General features: G+C 73.5%; 18 protein-coding genes. 9 read left to right on the top strand and 9 right to left on the bottom strand.

What is annotated here, in order from left to right:
- Window positions 1-7: 7 nt before the first annotated feature.
- Window positions 8-793, bottom strand: a complete 786-nt coding sequence (locus ACZ4NT_RS01425) for a sulfite exporter TauE/SafE family protein (RefSeq protein ID WP_467722619.1) — start codon at window positions 791-793, stop codon at window positions 8-10.
- A 452-nt stretch (window positions 794-1,245) separates the two neighbouring features.
- On the opposite strand from ACZ4NT_RS01425, the gene ACZ4NT_RS01420 reads away from it, so the two are divergent.
- Genes ACZ4NT_RS01420 through nirD form a run of 3 tightly spaced genes read left to right on the top strand, consistent with a single transcriptional unit; the run spans window position 1,246 to window position 5,422 of the window.
- Complete coding sequence (locus ACZ4NT_RS01420) at window positions 1,246-2,472, top strand: FAD-dependent oxidoreductase (protein WP_121403175.1); 1,227 nt, start codon at window positions 1,246-1,248, stop codon at window positions 2,470-2,472.
- Window positions 2,472-5,075, top strand: coding sequence for a nitrite reductase large subunit NirB (nirB, locus tag ACZ4NT_RS01415; RefSeq protein ID WP_467722617.1), 2,604 nt, complete (start codon window positions 2,472-2,474; stop codon window positions 5,073-5,075). Before ACZ4NT_RS01420 ends, nirB begins: the two co-directional genes overlap by 1 nt.
- On the top strand, window positions 5,072-5,422 hold the full coding sequence (gene nirD, locus ACZ4NT_RS01410) for a nitrite reductase small subunit NirD (protein WP_121403173.1): 351 nt from the start codon (window positions 5,072-5,074) through the stop codon (window positions 5,420-5,422). The genes nirB and nirD overlap by 4 nt, the downstream gene beginning before the upstream one ends.
- Window positions 5,423-5,486: 64 nt before the next feature.
- Here nirD and ACZ4NT_RS01405 read toward each other — a convergent pair whose 3' ends face one another.
- From ACZ4NT_RS01405 to ACZ4NT_RS01395, 3 genes are all read right to left on the bottom strand, one after another.
- Window positions 5,487-6,413 carry an oxidoreductase gene (locus ACZ4NT_RS01405; protein ID WP_467722615.1) on the bottom strand — a complete coding sequence of 309 codons (927 nt, stop codon included), beginning with the start codon at window positions 6,411-6,413 and terminating at the stop codon, window positions 5,487-5,489.
- A gap of 246 nt (window positions 6,414-6,659) precedes the next feature.
- A complete protein-coding gene (gene ppdK, locus ACZ4NT_RS01400; RefSeq protein ID WP_121403171.1) occupies window positions 6,660-9,401 on the bottom strand; it encodes a pyruvate, phosphate dikinase in 2,742 nt (913 codons plus the stop codon).
- Between the two features lie 428 nt (window positions 9,402-9,829).
- Window positions 9,830-11,041, bottom strand: coding sequence for an ROK family transcriptional regulator (locus tag ACZ4NT_RS01395; protein WP_467722613.1), 1,212 nt, complete (start codon window positions 11,039-11,041; stop codon window positions 9,830-9,832).
- 143 nt (window positions 11,042-11,184) lie between these two features.
- Between ACZ4NT_RS01395 and ACZ4NT_RS01390 the strand changes: the two genes are divergently transcribed.
- Window positions 11,185-12,687, top strand: a complete 1,503-nt coding sequence (locus tag ACZ4NT_RS01390) for an MGH1-like glycoside hydrolase domain-containing protein (RefSeq protein WP_467722611.1) — start codon at window positions 11,185-11,187, stop codon at window positions 12,685-12,687.
- Window positions 12,684-14,621 (top strand): amylo-alpha-1,6-glucosidase, encoded by a 1,938-nt coding sequence (locus ACZ4NT_RS01385; RefSeq protein ID WP_467722609.1) that lies wholly within the window; start codon window positions 12,684-12,686, stop codon window positions 14,619-14,621. The genes ACZ4NT_RS01390 and ACZ4NT_RS01385 overlap by 4 nt, the downstream gene beginning before the upstream one ends.
- A gap of 499 nt (window positions 14,622-15,120) precedes the next feature.
- Here ACZ4NT_RS01385 and dusB read toward each other — a convergent pair whose 3' ends face one another.
- Window positions 15,121-16,272 (bottom strand): tRNA dihydrouridine synthase DusB, encoded by a 1,152-nt coding sequence (dusB, locus tag ACZ4NT_RS01380; RefSeq protein ID WP_467722607.1) that lies wholly within the window; start codon window positions 16,270-16,272, stop codon window positions 15,121-15,123.
- A 117-nt stretch (window positions 16,273-16,389) separates the two neighbouring features.
- On the opposite strand from dusB, the gene ACZ4NT_RS01375 reads away from it, so the two are divergent.
- Window positions 16,390-17,835: an MFS transporter gene (locus ACZ4NT_RS01375; protein ID WP_121403167.1), complete on the top strand. Its 1,446-nt coding sequence runs from the start codon at window positions 16,390-16,392 to the stop codon at window positions 17,833-17,835.
- Window positions 17,836-17,964: 129 nt separating this feature from the next.
- Here the strand turns inward: ACZ4NT_RS01375 and ACZ4NT_RS01370 are convergent, their stop codons facing one another.
- Window positions 17,965-18,867: a helix-turn-helix transcriptional regulator gene (locus ACZ4NT_RS01370; RefSeq protein ID WP_467722605.1), complete on the bottom strand. Its 903-nt coding sequence runs from the start codon at window positions 18,865-18,867 to the stop codon at window positions 17,965-17,967.
- 101 nt (window positions 18,868-18,968) lie between these two features.
- Between ACZ4NT_RS01370 and ACZ4NT_RS01365 the strand changes: the two genes are divergently transcribed.
- Together ACZ4NT_RS01365 and ACZ4NT_RS01360 are read left to right on the top strand one after the other, a co-directional pair.
- On the top strand, window positions 18,969-20,402 hold the full coding sequence (locus ACZ4NT_RS01365; RefSeq protein WP_467722603.1) for an MFS transporter: 1,434 nt from the start codon (window positions 18,969-18,971) through the stop codon (window positions 20,400-20,402).
- 176 nt (window positions 20,403-20,578) lie between these two features.
- Window positions 20,579-20,785 carry a hypothetical protein gene (locus tag ACZ4NT_RS01360; RefSeq protein ID WP_121403164.1) on the top strand — a complete coding sequence of 69 codons (207 nt, stop codon included), beginning with the start codon at window positions 20,579-20,581 and terminating at the stop codon, window positions 20,783-20,785.
- 51 nt (window positions 20,786-20,836) lie between these two features.
- Here ACZ4NT_RS01360 and ACZ4NT_RS01355 read toward each other — a convergent pair whose 3' ends face one another.
- Window positions 20,837-21,454, bottom strand: coding sequence for a CGNR zinc finger domain-containing protein (locus ACZ4NT_RS01355; RefSeq protein ID WP_220784160.1), 618 nt, complete (start codon window positions 21,452-21,454; stop codon window positions 20,837-20,839).
- Window positions 21,455-21,475: 21 nt separating this feature from the next.
- On the opposite strand from ACZ4NT_RS01355, the gene ACZ4NT_RS01350 reads away from it, so the two are divergent.
- Window positions 21,476-21,931 carry a VOC family protein gene (locus tag ACZ4NT_RS01350; protein ID WP_467722601.1) on the top strand — a complete coding sequence of 152 codons (456 nt, stop codon included), beginning with the start codon at window positions 21,476-21,478 and terminating at the stop codon, window positions 21,929-21,931.
- 64 nt (window positions 21,932-21,995) lie between these two features.
- On the opposite strand, the gene ACZ4NT_RS01345 is transcribed toward ACZ4NT_RS01350, so the two are convergent.
- Both ACZ4NT_RS01345 and ACZ4NT_RS01340 read right to left on the bottom strand, forming a co-directional pair.
- A complete protein-coding gene (locus ACZ4NT_RS01345) occupies window positions 21,996-22,580 on the bottom strand; it encodes a TetR family transcriptional regulator (protein ID WP_121403162.1) in 585 nt (194 codons plus the stop codon).
- Window positions 22,581-22,604: 24 nt separating this feature from the next.
- Window positions 22,605-23,621: an aldo/keto reductase gene (locus tag ACZ4NT_RS01340; protein ID WP_121403161.1), complete on the bottom strand. Its 1,017-nt coding sequence runs from the start codon at window positions 23,619-23,621 to the stop codon at window positions 22,605-22,607.
- Between the last annotated feature and the right edge of the window lie 2 nt (window positions 23,622-23,623).

The following is a 23,623-nucleotide window of genomic DNA, read 5'->3' as shown; positions in this document are numbered from 1 at the left end:
GACCGGGTCAGGCCACCCACTGCTGGTAGGCCAGGTTCGCGACCAGGGCGAAGACCACCGTCAGCAGGACCACCCGCACGAATCCGCTGCCCCTCTTGAGCGCGGTCTGCGCCCCCACCATGCCGCCGACCAGGTTGAAGAGGGCCATCAGCGCGGCCAGCTGCCAGAAGACGGTGCCCTTCCAGGCGAACATCGCCAGCGCGCCCGCGTTGGTGCAGCAGTTGACGATCTTCGCGGTGGCGGAGGCGGTCACCAGGTCGAGGTGGAGCAGTGCGGTGAGGGCGAGGACGAGGAACGTACCGGTGCCGGGGCCGATCAGCCCGTCGTAGAAGCCGATGCCCAGGCCGGCCAGGCCGATCGCCGCGAGGATCCGGCGGGGCGGGACGGGTCCCGTCGCCGGCGCCGTGCCGAAGGCGGGCCGCAGGATCACGAAGGCCCCGACGCCGAGCAGGACGACCATGACGACCGGCTTCAGCAGCTCGGTGCTCAGCCCGGCGGCGACGAACGCGCCCGCCGTGGACCCGGCCAGCGCCGCCAGGCCGATGCGCACGGCCGTGCCGACGTCCACGGGCGCCTTGCGCGCGTACGTCACCGCGGCGCCGGTGGTGCCCACGATCGCCACCGCCTTGTTGGTGCCCAGCGCGTACTGGGCGGCGGACACGGAGTTCGGCAGGCCGAGCAGCAGGGCGGGCAGGAGGAGCAGCCCGCCGCCGCCCACCACGGCGTCGACCCAGCCGGCCGCGAGGGAGGCGAGGCAGAGGACGACGACCATGGTCAGCGATATGTCGGGCATGATCGGGACCCTATGGAGGAGATGGATGTGCCGTCCACGGACCTGAGCGTCTTCTGAGGTTGGCCGGACCGCGCGCGACGGTCCGCCGGGGGCCGGGGCCCCGGAGCGGGCGTCGGGCCGGCGCATCCCCGGAGAAGGCACCGGGCCGGCGCATCCCCGGAGAGGACTCGGCCCGCTGGGCGTCCGATCGTCCGCCGCCGGGTCGGCCCGCCCGCCGGAGACCACTCGGCCCGCTGGGCGCACGGTGGTCCGCGCGCGGCCGGCGCGCCCACCGGAAGGAGTCGGCCCGGTGGGCCGCGGCGAGCGGCGCGCCCGCGGGAGAGGGCTCACAGTGCCCCGCGGGCCCGCCTCCACAACCCTCACACTCCCCTTCCGCCGACGCTGAGCGCAGCGTTCCCCGCGGGAAACGGGAGTGATGCGACCGGGTAACACCGGCCCCGCAGGCTGCTCGCATGACCTCGAAAACGCGTGTGGTGGTGATCGGCGCCGGGATCGCGGGCGCCCGGCTCGCCCGGCGGCTCGACGAGCTCGGCATGTCCGTCGTGCTCATCGGCGAGGAGGAGCACCGGCCCTACAACCGGGTGCTGCTCGCCGAGGTCCTGGCCGGGCGGTACGCCCCCGAGGTGATCGCCCTCCCGGCACCGGCCGGCCTGATCCGGACCCGGGTGACCGGCATCGACCGGGCCGCGCGCACGCTGCGCTGCGCGGACGGTTCGGTGATCGCGTACGACACCCTGGTCCTCGCGACCGGCTCCAACCCGGTGCTGCCGCCGCTGCGCGGCCTGTTCGCGCACGAGCGGCACGAACTGCCCGAGGGGGTCCACGCGTTCCGGACGATGGACGACTGCCTCGGCCTGTCCAAGGCCGTACGGCAGGGCACCCGGGCCGTCGTCATCGGCGGCGGTCTGCTGGGCGTCTCGGCCGCCCGAGCGCTCGCCGTGCGCGGCGCCCAGGTGGTCCTCGCCCAGCAGGCCGAGCGGCTCATGGAGCGCCAGCTCGACCCGTCCGCGTCCCGGCTGGTGCACCGGCACCTCACGGACCTGGGTGTCGAGGTGCACACGGAGACCCGGGTGCGCGACGTGCGCTGCGTCGGCGGCGCGGTCCGCTCGGTCGAGATGGCCGACGGATACGCCCTGGACGCCGAACTCGTCGTCCTGGCCTGCGGGGTCCACCCCCGGGTGGGGCTCGCCCAGGACGCGGGCCTGGCCGTCCACAAGGGCATCCTCGTCGACGACCAGCTGCGTACCTCCGACCCGGACATCCGGGCGATCGGCGACTGCACCCAGCACGAGGGCACGGTCTACGGCCTGGCGACGCCCGCCCTCGAACAGGCCGACGTGCTGGCCGAACTGCTCGCCGGCGACCCGGGGGACGGCACCGCGCGCTATCGCGGCACCCGCTCCCTGACCCGGCTCACCCTGACCGGGCTCGCGCCCTTCGACCTCGCCGCCTTCGGCGAGACCGACCCGCGCCCCGGCGACGACGTCATCCAGCTGACCGACGCCACCCGCGGCACCTACCGCAAGGTCGTCGTCCGCGACGACCGCCTGGTCGGCGGCGTACTCGTCGGCGAACTCGGCACCGTGGGCGCGCTCGCGCGCGCCTGGGAGGGAGCAGAGCCGCTCCCCACGGACGGCGCACCACTGCTCCACCTGCTCACCAACGACGGAGGCTCCTGATGACCGCCACCCTGGGGGGCACCCCCACGATCGTGCTCGTCGGCCACGGCATGGTCGGCCAGCGCTTCCTCGAAGCGCTGGCCGAGCGCGGCCTGACCGCCACGCACCGCGTGGTCGTGCTGTGCGAGGAGCCCCGGCCCGCCTACGACCGGGTGCAGCTCACCTCGTACTTCTCGGGTCGCAGCCCCGAGGACCTCTCGCTCACCGACGAGGAGTTCGTCAAGGAGCACGGCATCGAACTGCACCTCGGCGACCCGGCCGAGACGATCGACCGCGAGGCCCGGAAGGTCACCGCCCGCTCCGGCCGGGTCTTCGCCTACGACACCCTCGTCCTCGCCACCGGTTCGTACCCCTTCGTGCCGCCGGTGCCCGGCAAGGACGCCGAGGGCTGCTTCGTCTACCGCACGATCGAGGACCTCCTCGCCATCGAGGAGTACGCGAAGTCGCGGGCGACGACCGGGGCCGTGGTGGGTGGCGGGCTGCTCGGGCTCGAGGCCGCCGGCGCCCTCAAGGGGCTCGGACTGACCTCGCACATCGTGGAGTTCGCGCCGCGCCTCATGCCCGTGCAGGTCGACGAGGGCGGTGGCGCCGCGCTCCTGCGGACCATCGAGGAGATGGGCCTGACCGTGCACACCGGCACGGGCACGCAGGAGATCGTCGTCGGCGACGACGGCGCGGTGACCGGCATGAAGCTCTCCGACGGCTCCGAACTCGCCACGGATCTGGTGGTGTTCTCCGCGGGCGTCCGGCCCCGCGACCAGCTCGCCCGCGACACCGGCCTCACCGTCGGCGAGCGCGGCGGCATCACGGTCGACGAGCAGTGCCGCACCTCGGACCCGTACGTGTTCGCCATCGGCGAGTGCGCCCTCGCGGCGGACGGCCGGGTCTACGGCCTGGTCGCGCCCGGCTACGAGATGGCCGAGACGGCCGCCGCCACCATCGCCGCGGACGAGGCGAGCTTCACGGGCGCCGACCTCTCCACCAAGCTCAAGCTCCTCGGCGTGGACGTCGCCTCCTTCGGGGACGCGCACGGCACCGCCGCCGACTGCCTCGACGTCGTCTACGCGGACTCGCGGTCGGGCACCTACAAGAAGCTGGTCATCGGCCGCGACGGGCGGCTGCTCGGCGGGATTCTGGTCGGCGACGCGGACGCCTACGGCACGCTGCGCGCCCTCACCGGGTCCGTGCCGCCGATCGCGCCCGAGCAGCTCGTCCTGCCGGCCGGTTCCGGCGGCCCGGTCGCCCTCGGCCCCTCGGCCCTGCCGGACGAGGCCGTCATCTGCTCCTGCCACAACGTCACCAAGGGCACGATCCGCGGCGCGGTCACCGAGCACTCCTGCACGACCGTGCCCGAGGTCAAGAAGTGCACCAAGGCGGGTACGGGCTGCGGCAGTTGCGTCAAGGTACTGGGACAGCTGGTCACCGCCGAGCTGGAGGCGAGCGGCGTCGAGGTCGACAAGGGCCTGTGCGGCTGCTTCGCGCAGACCCGCGAGGAGCTGTACGAGATCGTCCTCGCCCTGCGCATCCACTCCTACCAGGCACTGCTGGACCGCTACGGCCGCGAGGACGCCCGGGGCGGCGAGGGCTGCGAGACCTGCAAGCCCGCCATCGGCTCGATCATCGCCTCGCTGGCCCCCGCCATCGGCGCCGACGGCTACGTCCTGGACGGCGAGCAGGCCGCGCTCCAGGACACCAACGACCACTTCCTCGCCAACCTGCAGAAGAACGGCTCGTACTCGATCGTGCCGCGCATCCCCGGCGGTGAGATCACCCCGGAGCGGCTCATCGTGATCGGCGAGGTGGCCCGGGACTTCGGCCTCTACACGAAGATCACCGGCGGTCAGCGGATCGACATGTTCGGCGCCCGGGTGGAGCAGCTCCCGCTGATCTGGGCCCGGCTGGTGGACGCCGGCTTCGAGTCGGGACACGCGTACGGGAAGTCGCTGCGGACGGTCAAGTCCTGCGTGGGGCAGACCTGGTGCCGCTACGGCGTGCAGGACTCGGTCCGCATGGCGATCGACCTGGAGCTGCGCTACCGGGGCCTGCGCTCCCCGCACAAGCTGAAGTCGGCCGTCTCCGGCTGCGCCCGCGAGTGCGCCGAGGCCCAGTCCAAGGACTTCGGCATCATCGCCACCTCCAACGGCTGGAACCTGTACGTCGGCGGCAACGGCGGCGCCACCCCGCGCCACGCCGACCTGCTCGCGCAGGACCTGTCGGACGCCGAACTGGTGCGCCTGATCGACCGGTTCCTGATGTTCTACATCCGTACGGCCGACCGCCTGGAGCGCACGTCCACCTGGCTGGAGCGGATCGAGGGCGGCCTCGACCACGTACGCGACGTGGTCGTGCACGACTCGCTCGGCATCTGCGAGGAGCTGGAGGGCCTGATGCAGGCCCACGTCGCGGGCTACCGCGACGAGTGGGCGGAGACCATCAACGACCCCGAGAAGCTGGCCCGGTTCGTGTCCTTCGTGAACGCGCCCGACACTCCCGACCCGGTCGTCGGCTTCGTGCCGGAGCGCGACCAGATCAAGCCCGACCTGCCGCTGCTCACGATCGGCACGCGGCCCGCCGAAGCCCTGGAAGGAAGCGCCCAGCGATGACGATCGCCCCCGAGACCACCGACCTGAAGGTTCAGCTCCGCCTGGAGGACGACTGGTTCACCGTCTGCGACCTGTCCCTGCTGACGCCGGGCCGGGGGGTCGCGGCCCTGCTGCCCGACGGCCGCCAGGTCGCCCTCTTCCGCGACCGGGCGGGCCGGACGTACGCCATCGGCAACCGGGACCCGTTCAGCGGGGCGGCGGTCCTCTCCCGCGGGCTGACCGGCAGCCACCGGGGGCGGGCGTTCGTCGCCTCGCCGCTGCTCAAGCAGCGCTTCGACCTGGCCTCCGGGCAGTGCCTGGACGACGAGTCGGTCAGCGTGCCCGCCTACGAGGTACGCGCCTTCTGAGGAAGCGGCCTCCGCCGTCCGGTGGGCGCCCTGCGACGAGGCGGCCGCCGGGCGGCGCCGGCGCTCAGGACGTCAGCGCGTCGTACGTGACGCCGGTCAGCTCCTCGGAGGCGGCCCACAGGCGCTCGCTCACCCGGTCGTCGCGGGTCCAGGACGCCCGCCACGACCTCGCGGGCGCACCGCGCCACATCGCGAACGAGGGCCCGGTGAAGGAGTCCGGCAGGACCCCGTCGGCGGTGGCCGCGTACAGCGTGGGCAGGGCACCGGCCTCGGCGCTCTGCGCGAAGACCCGGTTGCCGATCTCCACGAACCGCTCGGCTCCCCTGCGGCCCTCCATCCGCGGCCCGGCGGCCTGCAGGTTCGTGGAGGCGTAGCCCGGGTGCGCCGCCGCGGGCACCAGCCCGGAGCCGGTGGCCGCGAGGCGCCGGGCCAGCTCGTGGGTGAAGAGCAGGTTGGCGGTCTTGGACCGCGCGTAGGCGATCCAGCGCCGGTACCCGCGCTCGCTGTTGAGGTCGTCGATGTCGATGTTGGCCAGGGCGTGCACCATGCTGGACAGGGTGACGACCCGGGCGCCGGGGGTCCGCAGCAGTGCGGGCAGCAGCAGCCCGGTGAGCGCGAAGTGCCCGAGGTGGTTGACCCCGAACTGGGTCTCGAATCCGTCGGCGGTGCGGCCCTGCGGCAGCGCCATCACGCCGGCGTTGTTGACGAGCAGGTCCAGCCTCTCGTCGGGATACGCCGCGGCGAACTTCCGCACGGAGGAGAGGTCGCCGAGGTCGAGCCGGACGAACCGCACGTCGGCGCCCGGCACTTCGGCGACGAGCCGGTCCCCCGCCTCGTGGCCGCGCTCCTCGCTGCGGCAGGCGAGCAGCACGCGGGCGCCACGGCGGGCCAGCTCCCGTGCGGTGACGTATCCGAGGCCGCTGTTGGCGCCGGTGACGACGGCGGTGCGGCCGCTCTGGTCGGGGATGTCGCTCGCGTTCCAGCCCGTCATGACGGATGTTCCCTCTCGCCCGAAGTGGACCCTCACCGTACGCCCGCTCCTCGACGGGACCGGGCTTTCGGGCGGGGGGCGGGGGACGCGTCCGCCGGACGCGCCGGGGCCCGGACGCCCGAGAGGGCGGCACCCCCCGCACAGGGGTACCGCCCTCTCCTGGTGCACCGGGACCGCCGCCGCGTCGGTGAGGGTCAGGAAGTGACCGGTGGCGGGCCCGGGGGTCTCGGGGTGTCGTTCGGCCCCCTAGCGGTGGTCGCTTCCCGCCGACGAGGACGCCGCGCGTCCCGCCTCAAGCCGCGCCACCGGGATCCGGAACGGCGAGCAGGAGACGTAGTCGAGTCCGACCTCGTGGAAGAAGTGCACCGACTCGGGGTCGCCGCCGTGCTCGCCGCAGACGCCGAGCTTGAGGTCGGGGCGGGTGGCCCGGCCGGCCTCGACCGCGCTGCGCACGAGCGAGCCGACGCCGTCCCGGTCGATGGTCTCGAAGGGGGAGACCCCGAAGATGCCCTTCTCCAGGTACGCGGTGAAGAAGCTCGCCTCCACGTCGTCGCGGGAGAAGCCCCACACCGTCTGGGTGAGGTCGTTCGTGCCGAAGGAGAAGAACTCGGCGGCCTCGGCGATCTGACCGGCGGTCAGCGCGGCCCGGGGCAGCTCGATCATCGTGCCGATGGCCAGGTTCAGCTGGACCCCGGTGGCCTCTTGGACCTCGGCGATGACCTGGTCGGCCTCGTCGCGGACGATCTCCAGCTCCTGGACCGTGCCCACCAGGGGGATCATGATCTCGGCGCGCGGGTCGCCCTTGGCGTTGCGGCGTTCGGCCGCGGCCTCCGCGATCGCCCGCACCTGCATCGTGAACAGGCCGGGGATGACCAGGCCGAGGCGGACGCCGCGCAGGCCCAGCATCGGGTTCTGCTCGTGCAGGCGGTGGACGGCCTGGAGCAGGCGCAGGTCGTTCTCGTTCGAGTCCTTGCGGGACTCCGCGAGGGCCACCCGGACCGACAGCTCGGTGATGTCGGGCAGGAACTCGTGCAGCGGCGGGTCCAGCAGCCGGATCGTCACCGGCAGGCCGTCCATCGCCGAGAACAGCTCCACGAAGTCCTGCTTCTGGAGCGGGAGGAGCTCCTTGAGGGACTCCTCGCGCTCGGCCTCCGTGTCGGCCAGGATCAGCCGCTCGACCAGTTCGCGGCGGTCGCCCAGGAACATGTGCTCGGTGCGGCACAGGCCGATGCCCTGCGCGCCGAAGCGCCGCGCGCGCATCGCGTCCTCGGCGTTGTCCGCGTTCGCGCGCACCCGCAGGCGCCGCTTGCGGTCGGCGAACGCCATGATCCGGTGCACGGCCTCGACCAGCTCGTCGGCGTCGTTGGCGCCGGCGTGCATCCGGCCCTCGAAGTACTCCACGACCGGGGACGGGACGACCGGGACCTCGCCCAGGTAGACCTTGCCGGTCGAGCCGTCGATGGAGATGACGTCGCCCTCCTCGACGACGTGTCCGCCCGGCACCGTCATCCGGCGCCGCTTGGTGTCGACCTCCAGCTCCTCGGCGCCGCACACACAGGTCTTGCCCATGCCGCGCGCGACCACGGCCGCGTGCGAGGTCTTGCCGCCGCGCGAGGTGAGGATGCCCTCCGCCGCGATCATGCCGTCCAGGTCGTCGGGGTTGGTCTCGCGGCGGACCAGGATGACCTTCTCGCCCGAGCGGGACCACTTCACCGCGGTGTACGAGTCGAAGACGGCCTTGCCGACCGCCGCGCCCGGCGAGGCCGCGATGCCGCGGCCGACCTGCTGGACCTTCGCGCCGTCGTCGAAGCGCGGGAACATCAGCTGGGCGAGCTGCGCGCCGGTGACGCGCTGGAGCGCCTCGGCCTCGTCGATCAGGCCCTGGTCGACCAGCTGCGTGGCGATGCGGAAGGCCGCACCGGCGGTCCGCTTGCCGACGCGGGTCTGGAGCATCCAGAGCTGGCCGCGCTCGATGGTGAACTCGATGTCGCAGAGATCCTTGTAGTGGTTCTCCAGGGTCTCCATGATCTGCATGAGCTGGTCGTACGACTTCTTGTCGATCTGCTCCAGCTCCGCGAGCGGGACCGTGTTGCGGATGCCCGCGACGACGTCCTCGCCCTGGGCGTTCTGCAGGTAGTCGCCGTAGACGCCCTGGTGGCCGGAGGCGGGGTCGCGGGTGAAGGCGACGCCGGTGCCGGAGTCGGGGCCGAGGTTGCCGAAGACCATGGAACAGACGTTGACGGCCGTGCCGAGGTCGTGCGGGATGCGCTCCTGACGGCGGTACAGCTTGGCGCGGTCGGTGTTCCAGGAGTCGAAGACCGCGTGGATGGCGAGGTCCATCTGCTCGCGCGGGTCCTGCGGGAAGTCCCGGCCGGCCTCGGTCTTGACGATCTTCTTGAACTTGGTGACGAGCTTCTTCAGGTCGGCGGCCTCGAGGTCCGTGTCGACCGCGACCTTCTTCGCCTCCTTGGCGGCCTCCAGCGCGTCCTCGAAGAGGTCGCCGTCGACACCGAGGACCGTCTTGCCGAACATCTGGATGAGGCGGCGGTAGGAGTCCCACGCGAAGCGGTCGTCGCCGGCCTGCTTGGCCAGGCCCTGCACCGACTTGTCGGAGAGCCCGATGTTCAGGACGGTGTCCATCATGCCGGGCATGGAGAACTTCGCGCCGGAACGGACGGAGACGAGGAGGGGGTTGTCGGCCTGCCCGAGCTTCTTGCCCATCTTCTGCTCGAGGGCGTCGAGGTGTGCACTCACCTCGTCACGCAGTGCCGCCGGCTCCTCGCCGCTGTCGAGGTAGGTCTTGCAGGCCTCGGTCGTGATGGTGAAGCCCGGCGGGACCGGAAGACCCAGGTTGGTCATCTCGGCGAGGTTCGCGCCCTTGCCGCCCAGCAGGTCCTTGAGGTCCTTGTTGCCTTCCGTGAAGTCGTAAACGAACTTCACGTCCTCGGCACCGCTCTGAGCTACGTGGGGATCTTTGTTTTCCGACACGGGTCTCGACTCCTCGACGTGACGGTGGCTGCCCTGACGGCGAGGAACATACCCAGATCGAAGGCACCTGGGTACGTCCACTTGCGCGTCATGCGCCCGTAACCACTCGTCCGCCAGCAGATCGAAAGTCGCCGGTGGGTAAGGAGCGGACCAGGTTGCTTTCATCTCTTGAACGGAGCAAACGCCATAGGCGGCCCAGGGCGCTCAAGTGAGCACCATCTGGCACGCCTGAGTTCATGCCGTGAACAATCAAGAGGTGGCACTCAGTGCCACCCCTTTGGAAAATGCATCCGGCCGTAAATCGCTCATCTGAGCGCTACCCCTATCAGGGGTGGCGAGAATCACGCCGCCGACCGGGCCGGAATTTCATCATGCGGACGACGTCGCGGACGCGTCACACGGACGACACACGCCGGGCCGCCGAGCCCTCACAGGCCCATCGCGGCCAGCCGCTCCTCGGCCCGCTCGGGTGCGTACAGGTGCTCCACGACCAGTGCCCCCGCCCCGACCAGCCCGGCCCGGTCACCGAGCCGGGAGGTCACCACGTCCAGATGAGCGGTGGAGCGGACCAGCGCACGCTGGTACAGCAGCTCGCGGACCCCGGTCAGGAAGTGGGTTCCGGCCAAATCGCCGGCGATCATCAGGACGCCCGGATTGAGCAGCGTCACCACGGTGGCCAGAACGTCGCCGACGTGCCGCCCCGCCTCCCGGGCGAGGGTGACCGCCTCGGGATGACCCGCCGCGAGCAGATCCCGTACGTCCGAGCCCGACGCGGCCGGCACCCCCGTCTCGGTCAGCCGCCGCGCCACCGCGCCCCCGCTCGCCAGGGCGGCCAGGCAGCCGTACGAACCGCATGTGCACAGCGCGTCGGCACCCTGCGGGACGCGGATGTGCCCGATGTCTCCGGCACCCCCGTCGATGCCCCGGTAGATCGCGCCGCCCACCACCACCGCGGCGCCGATGCCCGTGGAGACCTTGACCAGGGCGAAGGCGGAGCAGTCCGGGTAGCCGGTGCGCTGTTCGCCGTACGCCATCAGGTTGGCGTCGTTGTCGACCAGGACCGGCACGCGGGCACCGCCGTCGGTGCCCGCGTGCTCGGCGAAGGCGCGGCCGAGCCTGCCGCGTATGTCGTAGCCGTCCCAGCCCGGCATGATCGGCGGCTGCACCACCCGGCCGGTCTCGCTGTCGACGGGGCCCGGGACGGCCAGCCCGATCCCGCACACCGCGTCGGCGCGCTGTCCTGCCTTGTCCAGCAACTCGGCGAACCGGCGCCCGAGTTCGTCGAGGACCACGTCCGGTCCGTCCTCGACGACCAGGACGCCGGCGTGCTCGGAGAGGATCTCGCCGCCCAGGGTGAGGACGGCCACCCGGGCGTGCCGGGTGTCGAGGTCCGCCGCGAGGACGACCGCGTGGGCGTCGTCGAACTCCAGCGTGATGGACGGCCGGCCGCCCAGCGGCGAGTCGACCGGACCGCCCGAGCCCTCGCGCAGCCAGCCCGCCCGGAACAGCCGGTCCAGGCGCTGCCCGACCGTGGCCCGGGACAGACCGGTGGCCTGTTGCAGCGCTCCGCGGGTCGTCGCCCGGCCGCTGCGCACCAGCTGGAGCAGTTGTCCGGCGCTCGCCTGGCTCCCGGCTCTCATGGCCTTCGCCGCCCTTCCCGTCATGCCCACCCTCTTGCGTTCACCAACTCTGCATTACATATTGAGTTTTGCGTGTTAAATAGACGTAACCCTACGGTAGGTACTGCCGAACTGGTCGGCCGGACGTCTTCGGGGAGACCTGAGTGGACCGCACTGCGCAACTCGCCGCCCACCGCACGGAGATCGCCTCTCCCGTGCGCGTCGCGGAGCCGCCTCCCCCGGCCGGCCCGGGCGGGACCGCCGTCTCCGGACCGGCCGTATACGACCCGGGGGGTCCGGCGGGCGCGCTGCACCGCGCCGCCGAGCGTGTGCTGGCGGGCAACTGGACGGGGACGTCGACGGTGCCCTCGCGCGGTCTGTATCCGCACCAGTGGTCCTGGGACTCCGCGTTCGTCGCGATCGGCCTGCGCCATCTCTCCCCGTTACGGGCGCAGACCGAGCTGGAGACGCTGCTCGGCGCCCAGTGGGCCGACGGGCGGGTGCCCCACATCGTCTTCAACCCCTCCGTCCCGCTCGACGCGTACTTCCCGAGCCCCGACTTCTGGCGCTCCTCGACCGCGGGGCGCGCTGCGGGCGCCCCGCGCACCGTACAGACGTCGGGCATCGTGCAGCCACCGGTGCACGCCCTCGCCGCCTGGCTGGTGCACTGCGCCGACCCGGTGCTGTCCGGGGCCCGCGGCTTCCTCTCCCGGGTCTACCCGCGCCTCGCCGCCTGGCACCGCTACCTCCTGCACCGCCGCGACCTCGGCGGCGGCGGCCTGGCCTCGGTGGTCCACCCCTGGGAGCAGGGCATGGACAACAGCCCCTGCTGGGACGCCCCGCTGAGCCGGGTCACTCCCGCGCCGTCCCGGTCGTTCCGCCGCGCGGACCTCGACCACGGCGCCGCGGAGGACCGGCCCACGGATCTCGACTACGGACGGTACGTGCGCCTCGCCGCGGACTACCGCGACCGCGGATACGCGGACGGGAGGGGCGAGTTCGCCGTCGAGGACCCCGCCTTCAATGCCCTGCTGATCGCCTCCGAGTACGCGCTGGCCTCGATCGCACGCGAACTGGGCGCGCCGGGGACGGCCCGGCGCGGACGCGCGGAGCGCCTCACGGCGGCCCTGGTGGAGCGGCTGTGGGACCCGGCCGAGGGGATGTTCTTCTGCCGGGACGTGCACGGGGAGGCGATCCCGGAGCGCGGAGTCGCCGGGCTGCTGCCGCTGGTGCTGCCCGGTCTCCCCCGCGAGGTCGTCGCGGGGCTCGTCTCCACTCTGGCCGGTCCCCACTTCGGGCTCGGCACCGCCGCCCGGCTCGTGCCGAGTTACGACCTGACCGGCGAGGCATTCGACCCGCACCGGTACTGGCGGGGACCCGCCTGGTTCAACACCAACTGGCTGCTGGAGCGCGGGCTCCGGCTGCACGGGGAGCACGGACGGGCGGACGGTCTGCGGGCCGCGCTGCTCGACACGGCCGGGGAGTCGGGGTTCGCCGAGTACGTGGACCCCCGCACCGGCGACGGCTGCGGGGCGCGCGGCTTCAGCTGGACGGCCGCGCTCACCCTCGATCTGCTGCACGAGCCCCCGGGGCACGGCGCGCGGGGCGGCATCCGCGCGGGGGGCGGCACGTCCGACATGAGCGACCAGGGAGGGGACCGGGGATGACGGAGCGGCATCATCTGCTCGTGCGGGGCGGCACGTTCGCCGCCGTGGGCGACGGCGGGGACATCAGCGGGGTGCGGGGCGGCAGTTCGCCCGACGGTCTGTTCGTGCGCGACGCACGGCATCTGAGCCGCTGGCAGCTGACCGTCGACGGCGCGGTGCCCGAGGCGCTCACGCCGGTCGCGGACGGGGACACGGCGCGCTGCGTGCTCGTACCGCGCGGTGGCCGCCAGGAGCCGCCCGCGTACACGCTCTTCCGTGAACAGGCGGTCGCCGACGGTGCGTTCGTGGAGTCGCTGCGGGTCACCAGCAATCGGCCGACGCCGACGACGGTCCGCATCGCGGTCACCGCGGACGCCGACTTCGCGGACCAGTTCGAGCTGCGCTCCGACTACCGCACCTACGCCAAGCGGGGCGCCGTCCGCTCCCGCGAGATCCTGGACGACGGCGTGGAGTTCGGCTACCGGCGCGGCGAGTGGCGGTCCTGTACGACCGTCACCTCGGAGCCCGCGCCGGACGGCGTGGAGGAGACCGGCACGGGCGCGCGGCGCCTCGTGTGGTCGCTGGACCTCGCACCGCACGGCTCGGCCGAGCTGGCGCTGCGGGTCGCGGCCCGCCCGCACGGGGTCCCCCGGATGCCGGACGTCCCGCCCACCCCCGCGGCGGCCAACGAGCAACTCCTCGCCCTGGAGGGCGAGTTCGCCCAAGGTGTGCCCTTCCCGACCGGCTGGCCCGAGCTGGCGGCGGCCTGCGCGCGGGGGCTGTCCGACCTCGCGGCGCTCCAGGTGCCGGCGCGGGGCCCGGACGGCGAGGAGCTGCGGGTCCCGGCGGGCGGGGTCCCCTGGTTCCTCACCCTGCTGGGCCGCGACGCCCTCCTCACCTCGCTCTTCGCGCTCCCGTACCGGCCTCGGCTGGCCGCCGCCACGCTGCCGGCGCTGGCCGCCACGCAGGCGACCGAGACCGGGACGGGCCCGGTCGCCCAGCCCGGCAAGATCGTGCACGAGGTGCGGCACGGGGAGCTGGCGCACTTCGGGCAGGTGCCGTACGGCCGCTACTACGGCTCGGTGGACGCGACACCGCTCTTCCTCGTCCTGCTCGGCTCCTATGTGGAACAGACCGGGGACGTCGAGCCGGCCCGGCGGCTGGAGTCCCATGCGCGGGCGGCGATCGGCTGGATGCTGGACCACGGCGGGCTCACCTCGCGCGGCTACCTCGTCTACCGGGCGGACGAGGGCGGTCTCGCCAACCAGAACTGGAAGGACTCCCCCGGCGCCATCTGCTCGGCCGAGGGCAACCGGGCCACGGGTCCGGTGATGGCGGCGGGCGCGCAGGGGTACGCCTACGACGCGCTGCGCCGGACCGCGCACCTGGCGCGGACGGTGTGGGACGACGCGGTGTACGCGGCGCTGCTGGAGCAGGCGGCGGGCGATCTGCGGGACCGATTCCAGCGGGACTTCTGGATGCCGGAGCACTCCTTCCCCGCGCTGGCGCTGGACGGCGACGGCCGCCAGGTCGACGCGCTCGCCTCCGACGCGGGCCATCTGCTCTGGTCGGGGCTGCTGGACAAGGAGTACGGCGAGCTGGTGGGCCGCCGCCTGCTCGCGCCGGACTTCTTCTCCGGCTGGGGCGTGCGCACCCTCGCCGCGGGCCAGTCGGCGTACCACCCGCTCTCGTACCACCGCGGGTCGGTCTGGCCGCACGACAACGCCCTGATCTGCCTGGGCCTGGCCCGGTACGGCCTGCACGACGAGGCCCGTACCGTCGCCCACGCCCTGGTCGACGCGGCCACGGTGGCCGGCCACCGGCTCCCGGAGGTCATCGCGGGCTACGGCCGCGACACCCACGCGGAGCCGGTCCCCTACCCGCATGCCTGCATCCGCGAATCCCGCTCGGCGGCAGCGCCGCTGGCCCTCCTCACGGCGGTGGGCGGCGCGTAGGCCGCGCCCGCGGTGAGCGGGCCGCCCGACGGGGCCGCGGTGCGTCGGCCGCCCGGCCGACGGGAGCCCCCGGTGGGGACCGGGCACCGCCGTCCGGCCGAGGCGTGGCGCCGGGGGCGGCGTACCCGCGCCCGACCGGGGGCGACACGGCGAAGCCGCCCGGCGCGTACGGAGAACACGGCGAGGCGGCGGCCCCGGAGCGCCGCCGGCCGGACGCCGCGTGCACCACCGCGCCGGCCACCTGCGGCGGCACGGCGAGCGGGCCCCCGGGTCGCGCCGCCGTCCGGGCCGCGGGTCGGCGCCGCTTCACCGGGGCCGCACGGCCAGGCACCGCGAGTGGGCGCGCCGGCCGGGCATCGCGGGCCTGGCCGTCGTGGGGCGCCGGCGCGTGCCGGCGCGCGGTCTCGCGGGCCGGATCCGCCGTGGGAGGGGCGGCGGGGCGCCGGTCTGGGCGGGCTCGTCCCCGGGAGGTGATCCGGGTGGGGTCGGTGCGGCGGGGTCAGCCGCCGGAGGTGTCCAGTTCCGCGTCCTCGGTGAGGCCCGCGCAGTCGTACGGGTCCTTGAGCCAGCCGTCCGGCAGGACCACCCGGTTGTTGCCCGAGGTGCGCCCGCGAGGGCCGTCGGCTCCGCTGGGCCAGGACTGGTCGAGGTCCAACTCGTCCAGTCCGGCGCGCAGTTCGGCCAGGGACGAGGTGATCGCGAGACGCTTGCGCATCTCCGAGCCGACCGCGAAACCCTTCAGGTACCAGGCCACGTGCTTGCGGAAGTCGATGACGCCGCGTGCCTCGTCGCCGATCCACTCGCCGAGCAGGGTGGCGTGCCGGACCATGACGGCCGCGACCTCGCGCAGCGTCGGGGCCGCGTACTCCGGGCGTCCCTCGAAGGCGGCGACCAGGTCGCCGAAGAGCCAGGGCCGGCCCAGGCAGCCGCGGCCGACGACGACCCCGTCGCACCCGGTCTCCCGCACCATGCGGACCGCGTCCGGGGCCGACCAGATGTCACCGTTGCCGAGGACCGGGATCTCCGGCACGTGCTCCTTGAGGCGGGCGATCGCGTCCCAGTCCGCGGTGCCGCCGTAGTGCTGCGCGGCGGTCCTGCCGTGCAGGGCGATGGCCGTCACGCCCTCCTCGACGGCGATCCGTCCGGCGTCGAGATAGGTGATGTGGTCGTCGTCGATGCCCTTGCGCATCTTCATCGTCACCGGCAGGTCCCCGGCGCCGGCGACGGCCTCGCGCAGGATCGCGCGCAGCAGGTTCCGCTTGAACGGGAGCGCCGAGCCGCCGCCCTTGCGGGTCACCTTGGGCACCGGGCAGCCGAAGTTCAGGTCGATGTGGTCGGCGAGGTCCTCCTCCGCGATCATGCGGACGGCCTTGCCGACGGTCGCCGGGTCCACGCCGTACAGCTGGATCGAGCGCGGCTGCTCGCTCGCGTCGAAGTGGATCAGCTGCATGGTCTTCTCGTTGCGCTCGACCAGCGCTCGCGTGGTGATCATCTCGCTGACGAACAGGCCCTTGCCGCCGGAGAACTCCCGGCAGAGCGTGCGGAAGGGCGCGTTCGTGATCCCGGCCATGGGGGCGAGGACGACGGGCGGCTGCACCGTGTGGGGGCCGATCGACAGCGGGGCGGCGGAGGCGAGGGTGGGCGCGGACATTCCCCCATTGTCGCGCACGGCGGCGCGTGCTCGTACGGAGGGAGCGGCCCGGCGGAGGACAGATCATGTAGCGGTCATTAGTTAGGCGCACTACTGAAGACGGCGTAGGCTGTGGGGATGCCCGAGCCGAGCCATCGCCGCCGCATGCTGGTGCTCGCAATCTGCTGCATGAGCCTGCTGATCGTGAGCCTCGACAACACCGCGCTGAACGTCGCGCTCCCCTCCATGCAACGGGAACTGCACGCCGACGTCGCGGGGCTGCAGTGGGCGATCGACGCGTACACGCTCGTCCTCGCCTCGCTGCTGATGCTCGCGGGGTCGACCGCCGACCGCGTCGGCCGCCGCCGGGTCTTCGTCGCCGGTCTGGTCGTCTTCACGCTCGGCTCGCTGCTGTGCTCCCTCGCCCCGAACCTCGCCTCCCTGGTCGTCTTCCGGATGGTCCAGGCGGTCGGCGGCTCGATGCTGAACCCGGTGGCGATGTCGATCATCACCAACACCTTCACGGATCCCCGGGAACGCGCCCGCGCGATCGGCGTGTGGAGCGGCGTCGTCGGCATCGCGCTGGCCGCGGGGCCGGTGGTCGGCGGGCTGCTCGTGGACTCGGTCGGCTGGCGGTCGATCTTCTGGGTCAACCTCCCGGTCGGGCTGGCCGCACTGCTGCTGACCCTGCGTTTCGTGCCCGAGTCGCGGGCGCCCAGGGCGCGACGCCCGGACCCGGTGGGCCAGCTCCTGGTGATCGTGCTGCTCGGCTCGCTGACCTACGCGATCATCGAGGCGCCCCACACCGGCGCCGCCAGGACCTGCGCCTTCGGCGCCCTCGCCCTCGCCGCGCTGGTCGGGCTGCTGCGGTACGAGCCGCGCCGGGCCGAGCCGCTCATCGACCTGCGCTTCTTCCGCTCGGCGCCGTTCAGCGGGGCCACGGTGGTCGCGGTCAGCGCCTTCTCCGCGCTCAGCGGCTTCCTCTTCCTCTCCACGCTCTACCTCCAGAACGTACGCGGTCTGGACGCCCTGCACGCGGGCCTGTGGATGCTGCCCATGGCCGCCGTGTGCTTCCTGACCGCGCCGGTCTCGGGGCGGCTGGTGGGCAGCCGGGGCCCGCGCCTGTCGCTGCTCGTCGCCGGGGTCGCGATGACCGCGAGCGGGGTGCTTTTCGCCGCCTTCGAGGCGGAGACGTCGAACGTCACGCTCGTCATCGGCTACGTCCTGTTCGGGCTGGGGTTCGGCTTCGTCAACGCCCCCATCACCAACACCGCCGTCTCCGGCATGCCCCGCGCCCAGGCCGGCGTCGCCGCCGCCGTGGCCTCCACCAGCCGGCAGGTCGGCCAGACCCTCGGAGTCGCCGTGATCGGGGCGGTCCTGGCGTCGGGCGTCAGCGCGTCGTCGTACCGGGACACCTTCGTGGCGGCCGCCCGGCCGGGCTGGTGGATCATCGCGGGCTGCGGCTTCCTGGTGCTGGTGCTCGGCGCCCTCACCAGCGGGCAGTGGGCCCGCCGCACCGCGGAACGGACCGCTGAGCAGCTCCGCACGGCGCAGACCGGGCAGACGCCGGGCGTCCGGGCGTAGCCGCGGCGCTCCGGCGAGGGCGTCGCTGCCGCCGGGTCGGACATCGCCCGGCAAGCGGATCGCACCGGCGGGCGCCCCGCGTCCGGGCCGCGCGGGCTGCCGGGGACGGCCGCAGAGGGACTCCTCCGCTCAGTTCCCCGGCGCGGCGCGCTCCTCGGCGATCGCCTGCAGCTTCTCCAGCCGCTCGCGGGACTCCGCGTCGGCGGGCACGTACGTCACCATCCGCGGGCCGGTCTCCGGGCCCAGCCACAGGTCGGTGTGGTCCACGGTGAGGCGGCCGACGTACTTGTTGCGGAACTCCTTGCGCTTCGTGCGCGCACCGACCACCTCGTGCCGGTCCCACACCTCGCGGAAGTCCGGTGACTCCGTCCGCAGCCGCTGCAGCAGGGCCTTCCAGGCGGGCTCGGCGAGATGACCGGCCATCGCCGCGCGGAACCTGGCGGCCATCAGCCGGGTCGCCTCCTCCAGGTGCACGATCGACGCGCGCCACTCCTCGTGCGTGTAGGCGAGGATCAGGCAGTTGCGGTCCTCGGGCGGCACCGCGTCCAGGTCGCAGAGCAGCAGGCCGTACGTGCGGTTGTGGGCGAGGATGTCGTACCTGCTGTTCTGGATGCAGGCGGGGACCGGCTCCAGCTGTTCCAGGACGCCGCGCAGGGCGGGCGTGACCGAGGGGCAGGCCGAGGTGGGCGCCGGATCGACGGCGCCGGCCAGCTGGAACAGGTGCACGCGCTCACTGGGGTCCAGCAGCAGCGTCCGGGCGAGCGCGTCGAGGACCTGCACGGAGACCTGGATGTCCCGCGCCTGTTCGAGCCACGTGTACCAGGTGACGCCGACGGCGGCGAGCTGCGCGACCTCCTCGCGGCGCAGTCCCGGGGTCCGCCGCCGGGGGCCGCGGGGCAGACCGACCTGTTCGGGGGCGACGTGCTCGCGGCGGTGGCGGAGGAAGGCGGCCAGCTCGTGCCGCCGGATGTCGGACACGCGGCCCCGGGCCCGGGTCCCTGTCGTGGTCCGCTCCTGCGCCGAGGTCGTCATGGGCCCAGCCTGACGCACTTCCCAGCCTGTTTCCAGGTACTGCCGCTACCAGGATGAGCAGACTCTGGTACCAGCCTCGCGACCGGACCAGGCTCGGGGGCGTGACCGAAACCGGAACTCTCGACCGCGCCGCCGCCCGCTCCTCCGCCGTTCCGCCCGTGCTCGGCGGCCTCGGGCTGTTCACCGTGCTGCTGGGCGCGGCACTCCCCCTCGTGGACTTCTTCATCGTCAACGTGGCCCTGCCCTCGATGGGCCGGGACCTGGGCGCGGACGAGGCCCTTCTGGAACTCGTGGTCGCCGGGTACGGCGTCTCGTACGCCGTTCTGCTGGTGCTCGGCGGGCGGCTCGGCGACCTGTTCGGGCGGCGCCGGCTGTTCCTCGGCGGCATGGCCGCCTTCGGCGTGACCTCCCTCGCCTGCGGACTGGCGCCCACCGCCTGGACGCTGGTGGCGGCGCGCGTCGCGCAGGGCGCCGCGTCGGCGGCGATGCTGCCGCAGGTGCTCGCCACCATCCAGTCGGCGACCGCCGGGCCCCGGCGCGCCCGGGCGATGAGCCTGTACGGCGCGACGGCCGGGCTCTCCATGGTGGCGGGGCAGATCCTCGGCGGCGTCCTGGTCGCTGCGGACGTCGCGGGCACCGGCTGGCGGTCGGTGTTCCTTGTGAACGTGCCGGTGGTGGTCGTGGGCCTGGTACTGGCCGCGCGTGCCGTCCCCGAGACCCGCTCGCAGCACCCGGAGCCGGTGGACGGCCCCGGCACCGTCCTGCTCGCGGTCGCGCTGCTCGCCCTGCTGGCACCGCTGACCGAGGGCCGGGCCGCGGGGTGGCCGCTGTGGACCTGGGTGTCGCTGATCCTGTTCCCGTTCGCGGCGCTGGCCTTCTGCCTGGTGGAGCGCCGGGCGGACCGGCTGGGCCGCACACCGCTCGTGCCGCCGGGCCTGCTCGCGCTGCGGTCGCTGCGGCGCGGCCTGGTCATGGTGGTGCCGTTCTCCATCGGCTTCAGCGGCTTCATGTTCGTGATCGCGGTGGCGCTCCAGCAGGGCGCCGGCCTCGGCCCGGTGGCCGCGGGGCTGACGCTCGCCCCGATGGCGGCCGCGTTCTTCGCCGTCTCGCTGTGCGGGCCGCGGCTGGTCGCCCGGTACGGCACGCGGGTGGTGACGGCCGGCGGTCTGGTCCAGGCGGCCGGGGTGGCGTTGATCGTCCTCGCGGCCTGGCGGTCGTGGCCCGGCCTCGGGCCGCTGGAGCTGCTGCCGGGTGCGGCGGTGGCCGGTGCGGGGCAGGCGCTGCAGCTCCCCGTCCTGTTCCGGGTCATCCTCTCCGAGGTCCCGGCCCGGCGGGCGGGTGTCGGCGGCGGCGTCATGATCACCACTCAGCAGGCGGCGCTGGCCCTGGGCATCGCGACCCTCGGCTCGCTCTTCCTCACCCTGGTGCCGGGTGCGGGGATGCGGGACGCCCTGATCGTCACGCTCCTGGTCCAGTTGGCGGGGGTGGCGCTGACGACGGCACTGAGCCTGCGCCTGCCGCGCACGGTCGGCTAGAGGGCGTCCCGGGCGGCCCGGCGGACACGGAGCGTCAGATCGGCCCGAACCATCGCGACGGACCGTGACCGTGACCGGCCTCGTGGCCAACTCGCCGTGCGGGAAGCCCCGTTGATGTTGGTCATGCTGCACACTCCTAGCTGCGCGAGCGGAGCGGTCGAGGTGGAGGTGTGTCCATGCTTGAGATCAACACGAGCAAGGTGAGCCGCTGGGACCAGCACGGGCGCGAACACGTCGTCAGAGTCCAGCGCACGGGCGTGCAGCGCTCGATCAGATGCGACACGTGCGGCTGGCGGAAGGCGGCACAGTTCCTGCCCTGGCTGAAGGCGGAGGAGCACCTCACGGAGGCGCACCAGGCGACGGTGGACCCCACGACGGCCTAGGCGTGGCCGCGCCGAGGGTGGCGGGAGGGGACGGGCCGCCGGGGCCGGGGCTCAGTCCTCGGGCGCGGGCCCGTCGCCGCGGCGCGCGCGCAGGGACCGCACCTTGTGGCGGTTGCCGCAGTGCTCCATCGAGCACCAGCGGCGCCGGCCCGGCCGTGAGGTGTCGACATAGACGAGGTGGCAGTCGTCGGCGGCGCACGTCCGGATGCGGTGGGCCCAGGGCCCGGTGAGCAGGTCGACGGCGTCGCGGGCCACCGTGGAGAGCAGCCGGCGGCCGTCCGCCGGGCCCGCCCAGCGGCGGGCACCGTCCGGCCCGACGGCGGGTATGAGCGGGGGCGGCGCGGCGGCTCCGTTCAGGACGGCCAGGTCGCCGGGGGCGGCCGGCCGGCCGTGGCTGCGCTCGATCACCGTGCGCCACAGCGCGTCGCGCGTCCGGCGGACCTCGGCGAGAGCCTCCGCGGTGACGTCCAGGGCGGGCGTCGGGGTGAGCCGTGAGCGGGCGGCCCAGGCGAGCAGGTCGGCGGGGGCGTGCAGCGTCTCGTACCGGGCGAAGGCTCCCGGGCCGCCCGTCGTCAGCAGCTCCAGACAGAGCGCGCCCGGGTCGAACCGGTAGGTCGCCCCCGCGGGAGAGGTGAGCACCATGCCCCGGGTGATGGACTCGGCCGCCATGTAACCAATATAACTGGTTACATGACAGCACTGAACTGGAAGCTCGTCATCGACACACAGGACGCCCCCGCCCTCGCGGACTTCTGGGCGGCGGCGCTGGAGTACGAGGTGGAGGATCCCGGTGTCCTCATCGGCCGCCTGCTGGACGCGGGACAGCTCACCGAGGACGCGGTCACCGAGCACGGCGGCCGCCGCGTCTTCCGCGGCTTCGCGGCGATCCGGCACCCCGAGGACCCCTACGACGAGGTGAGCGGGATCGGCCGCGGCCGCCGCCTCCTGTTCCAGGACGTCCCGGAACCCAAGTCGGTGAAGAACCGTCTGCACATCGACATCCACAGCGAACCGGGCGGCCTCGACGCGCTCGTGGTCCGCCTGGAGAGCCTGGGCGCCACCCGCGTCCGCGAACTGGACAAGGGCCCGGCGGGCCACTGGTGGATCATGCGGGACCCGGAGGGCAACGAGTTCTGCGCGACGTAGGCGCGTTCGGGCGGCCGTCTCCCGGGGCGGGCGGCCGCCCGGCGGGGCCGCCGGCAGGCGGCCGTCAGGCCCGCAGCCCGCGCGCCACCAGGTCCACGACCGCCTCGAACTCGCCGTCGATGCCGGGCTGCTGCCAGTCGCGGGCGTAGCAGGGGTCGTGGAAGCGGTTCGTGGCGTCGAAGACGGCACGGGCCGCGGACGCGGGGTCGGCGGCCGTGAAGGTGCCGCGGGCCACGCCGTCGCCGACGATGCGGGCGAGCTGACCGGTCAGCTCCACGACGTGACGGCCGACGACCTCGCTGGTCTCGCCGATCAGCACCATGTACGTGGCGAACAGCTCAGGATCGTCGCCCGCCTTGTGCCGCTTGGCCGCGAACAGGGCCGACAGCCAGTCCCGCAGGCGGCTCTCGGGGTCCCGGTCCTCGGCGGTGATGTCCGCCAGCGCCCCGGACGTCCGCTCCAGCCAGCGCTCCGTCACCGCCTCGCGCAGCGCCGCCTTGGTGCGGAAGTGGCGGTACACGCTGCCGTGGCTGACGCCGAGCGCCCGCGCCACGTCCACCACGGTGGCCTTGGCCGGGCCGTGCCGGCGCAGCACCTCCTCGGTGGCTTCGAGGATGCGTTCGGCGGTCAGGGTCTCGGTCGGCGACATGACGAAACCGTACCGGCGGCCCGGTCAGCGCTCGCTGTCGAGGTGTGCCATCTGCGCCGCGGGGTAGCGCTCGCCCGCCGCCGCGTCCGCCGGGACGGCCTCCTCGACGGCGGCCAGGTCGGCGGCGTCCAGCGTGACGTCCAGGGCGCCGAGCGCCTCGCTCAGCCGGTCCCGGCGGCGCGCGCCCACCAGCGGGACGATGTCCGCACCCTGCCGCGAGGCCTGGGCGAGGACCCAGGCGATCGCGATCTGCGCGACGCTGACGCCCTTCTGCTCGGCGATCTTCCGCAGGGCCTCGACCAGGGACAGGTTGTGGCGGAGGTTGTCGCCCTGGAAGCGGGGGCTGAACGACCGGAAGTCGTTCGGGGCCAGCTCCCGGTCCGGGGTGAAGTGGCCGGAGATGAGACCGCGGGACAGGACGCCGTAGGCGGTGACGCCGATGCCCAGCTCGCGCAGGGTCGGCAGGATCTCGGCCTCGATGCCGCGCGAGATGAGCGAGTACTCGATCTGCAGGTCCGAGATCGGCGCCGTGGCGGCGGCCCGGCGGACGGTGTCCGCGCCGACCTCGCTGAGCCCGATGTGGCGGACGTGCCCGGCCTCCACCAGCTCCGCGATCGCCCCGACGGTCTCCTCGATCGGCACCTCGGGGTCGACCCGGGCGATCCGGTAGACGTCGATGTGGTCCACGCCGAGCCGCTGGAGCGAGTACGCGGCGAAGTTCTTCACCGCGGCCGGGCGGCCGTCGTAGCCGGACCAGGCGCCGTCCGGGTCGCGCAGCGCACCGAACTTGACGCTGGTGAGCGCCTGTTCGCGGCGCGCCTGCGGAGCCGTGCGCAGGGCCTCGCCGATCAGCATCTCGTTGTGGCCCATGCCGTAGAAGTCACCGGTGTCCAGCAGGGTGACGCCCGCTTCGAGGGCGGCGTGGATCGTGGCGACGGACTCGGCGCGGTCCGCGTCGCCGTACAGGGCGGACATGCCCATGCAGCCGAGGCCGAGGACGGAGACCCGGGGGCCGGTGGAACCGAGAGGGCGCGTGTGCATGA

It is taken from the genome of Streptomyces sp. NPDC026417 (assembly GCF_055567695.1).
The sequence above is the reverse complement of the archived record's forward strand: the minus strand, read 5'-3'. Positions and strand labels throughout refer to the sequence as shown.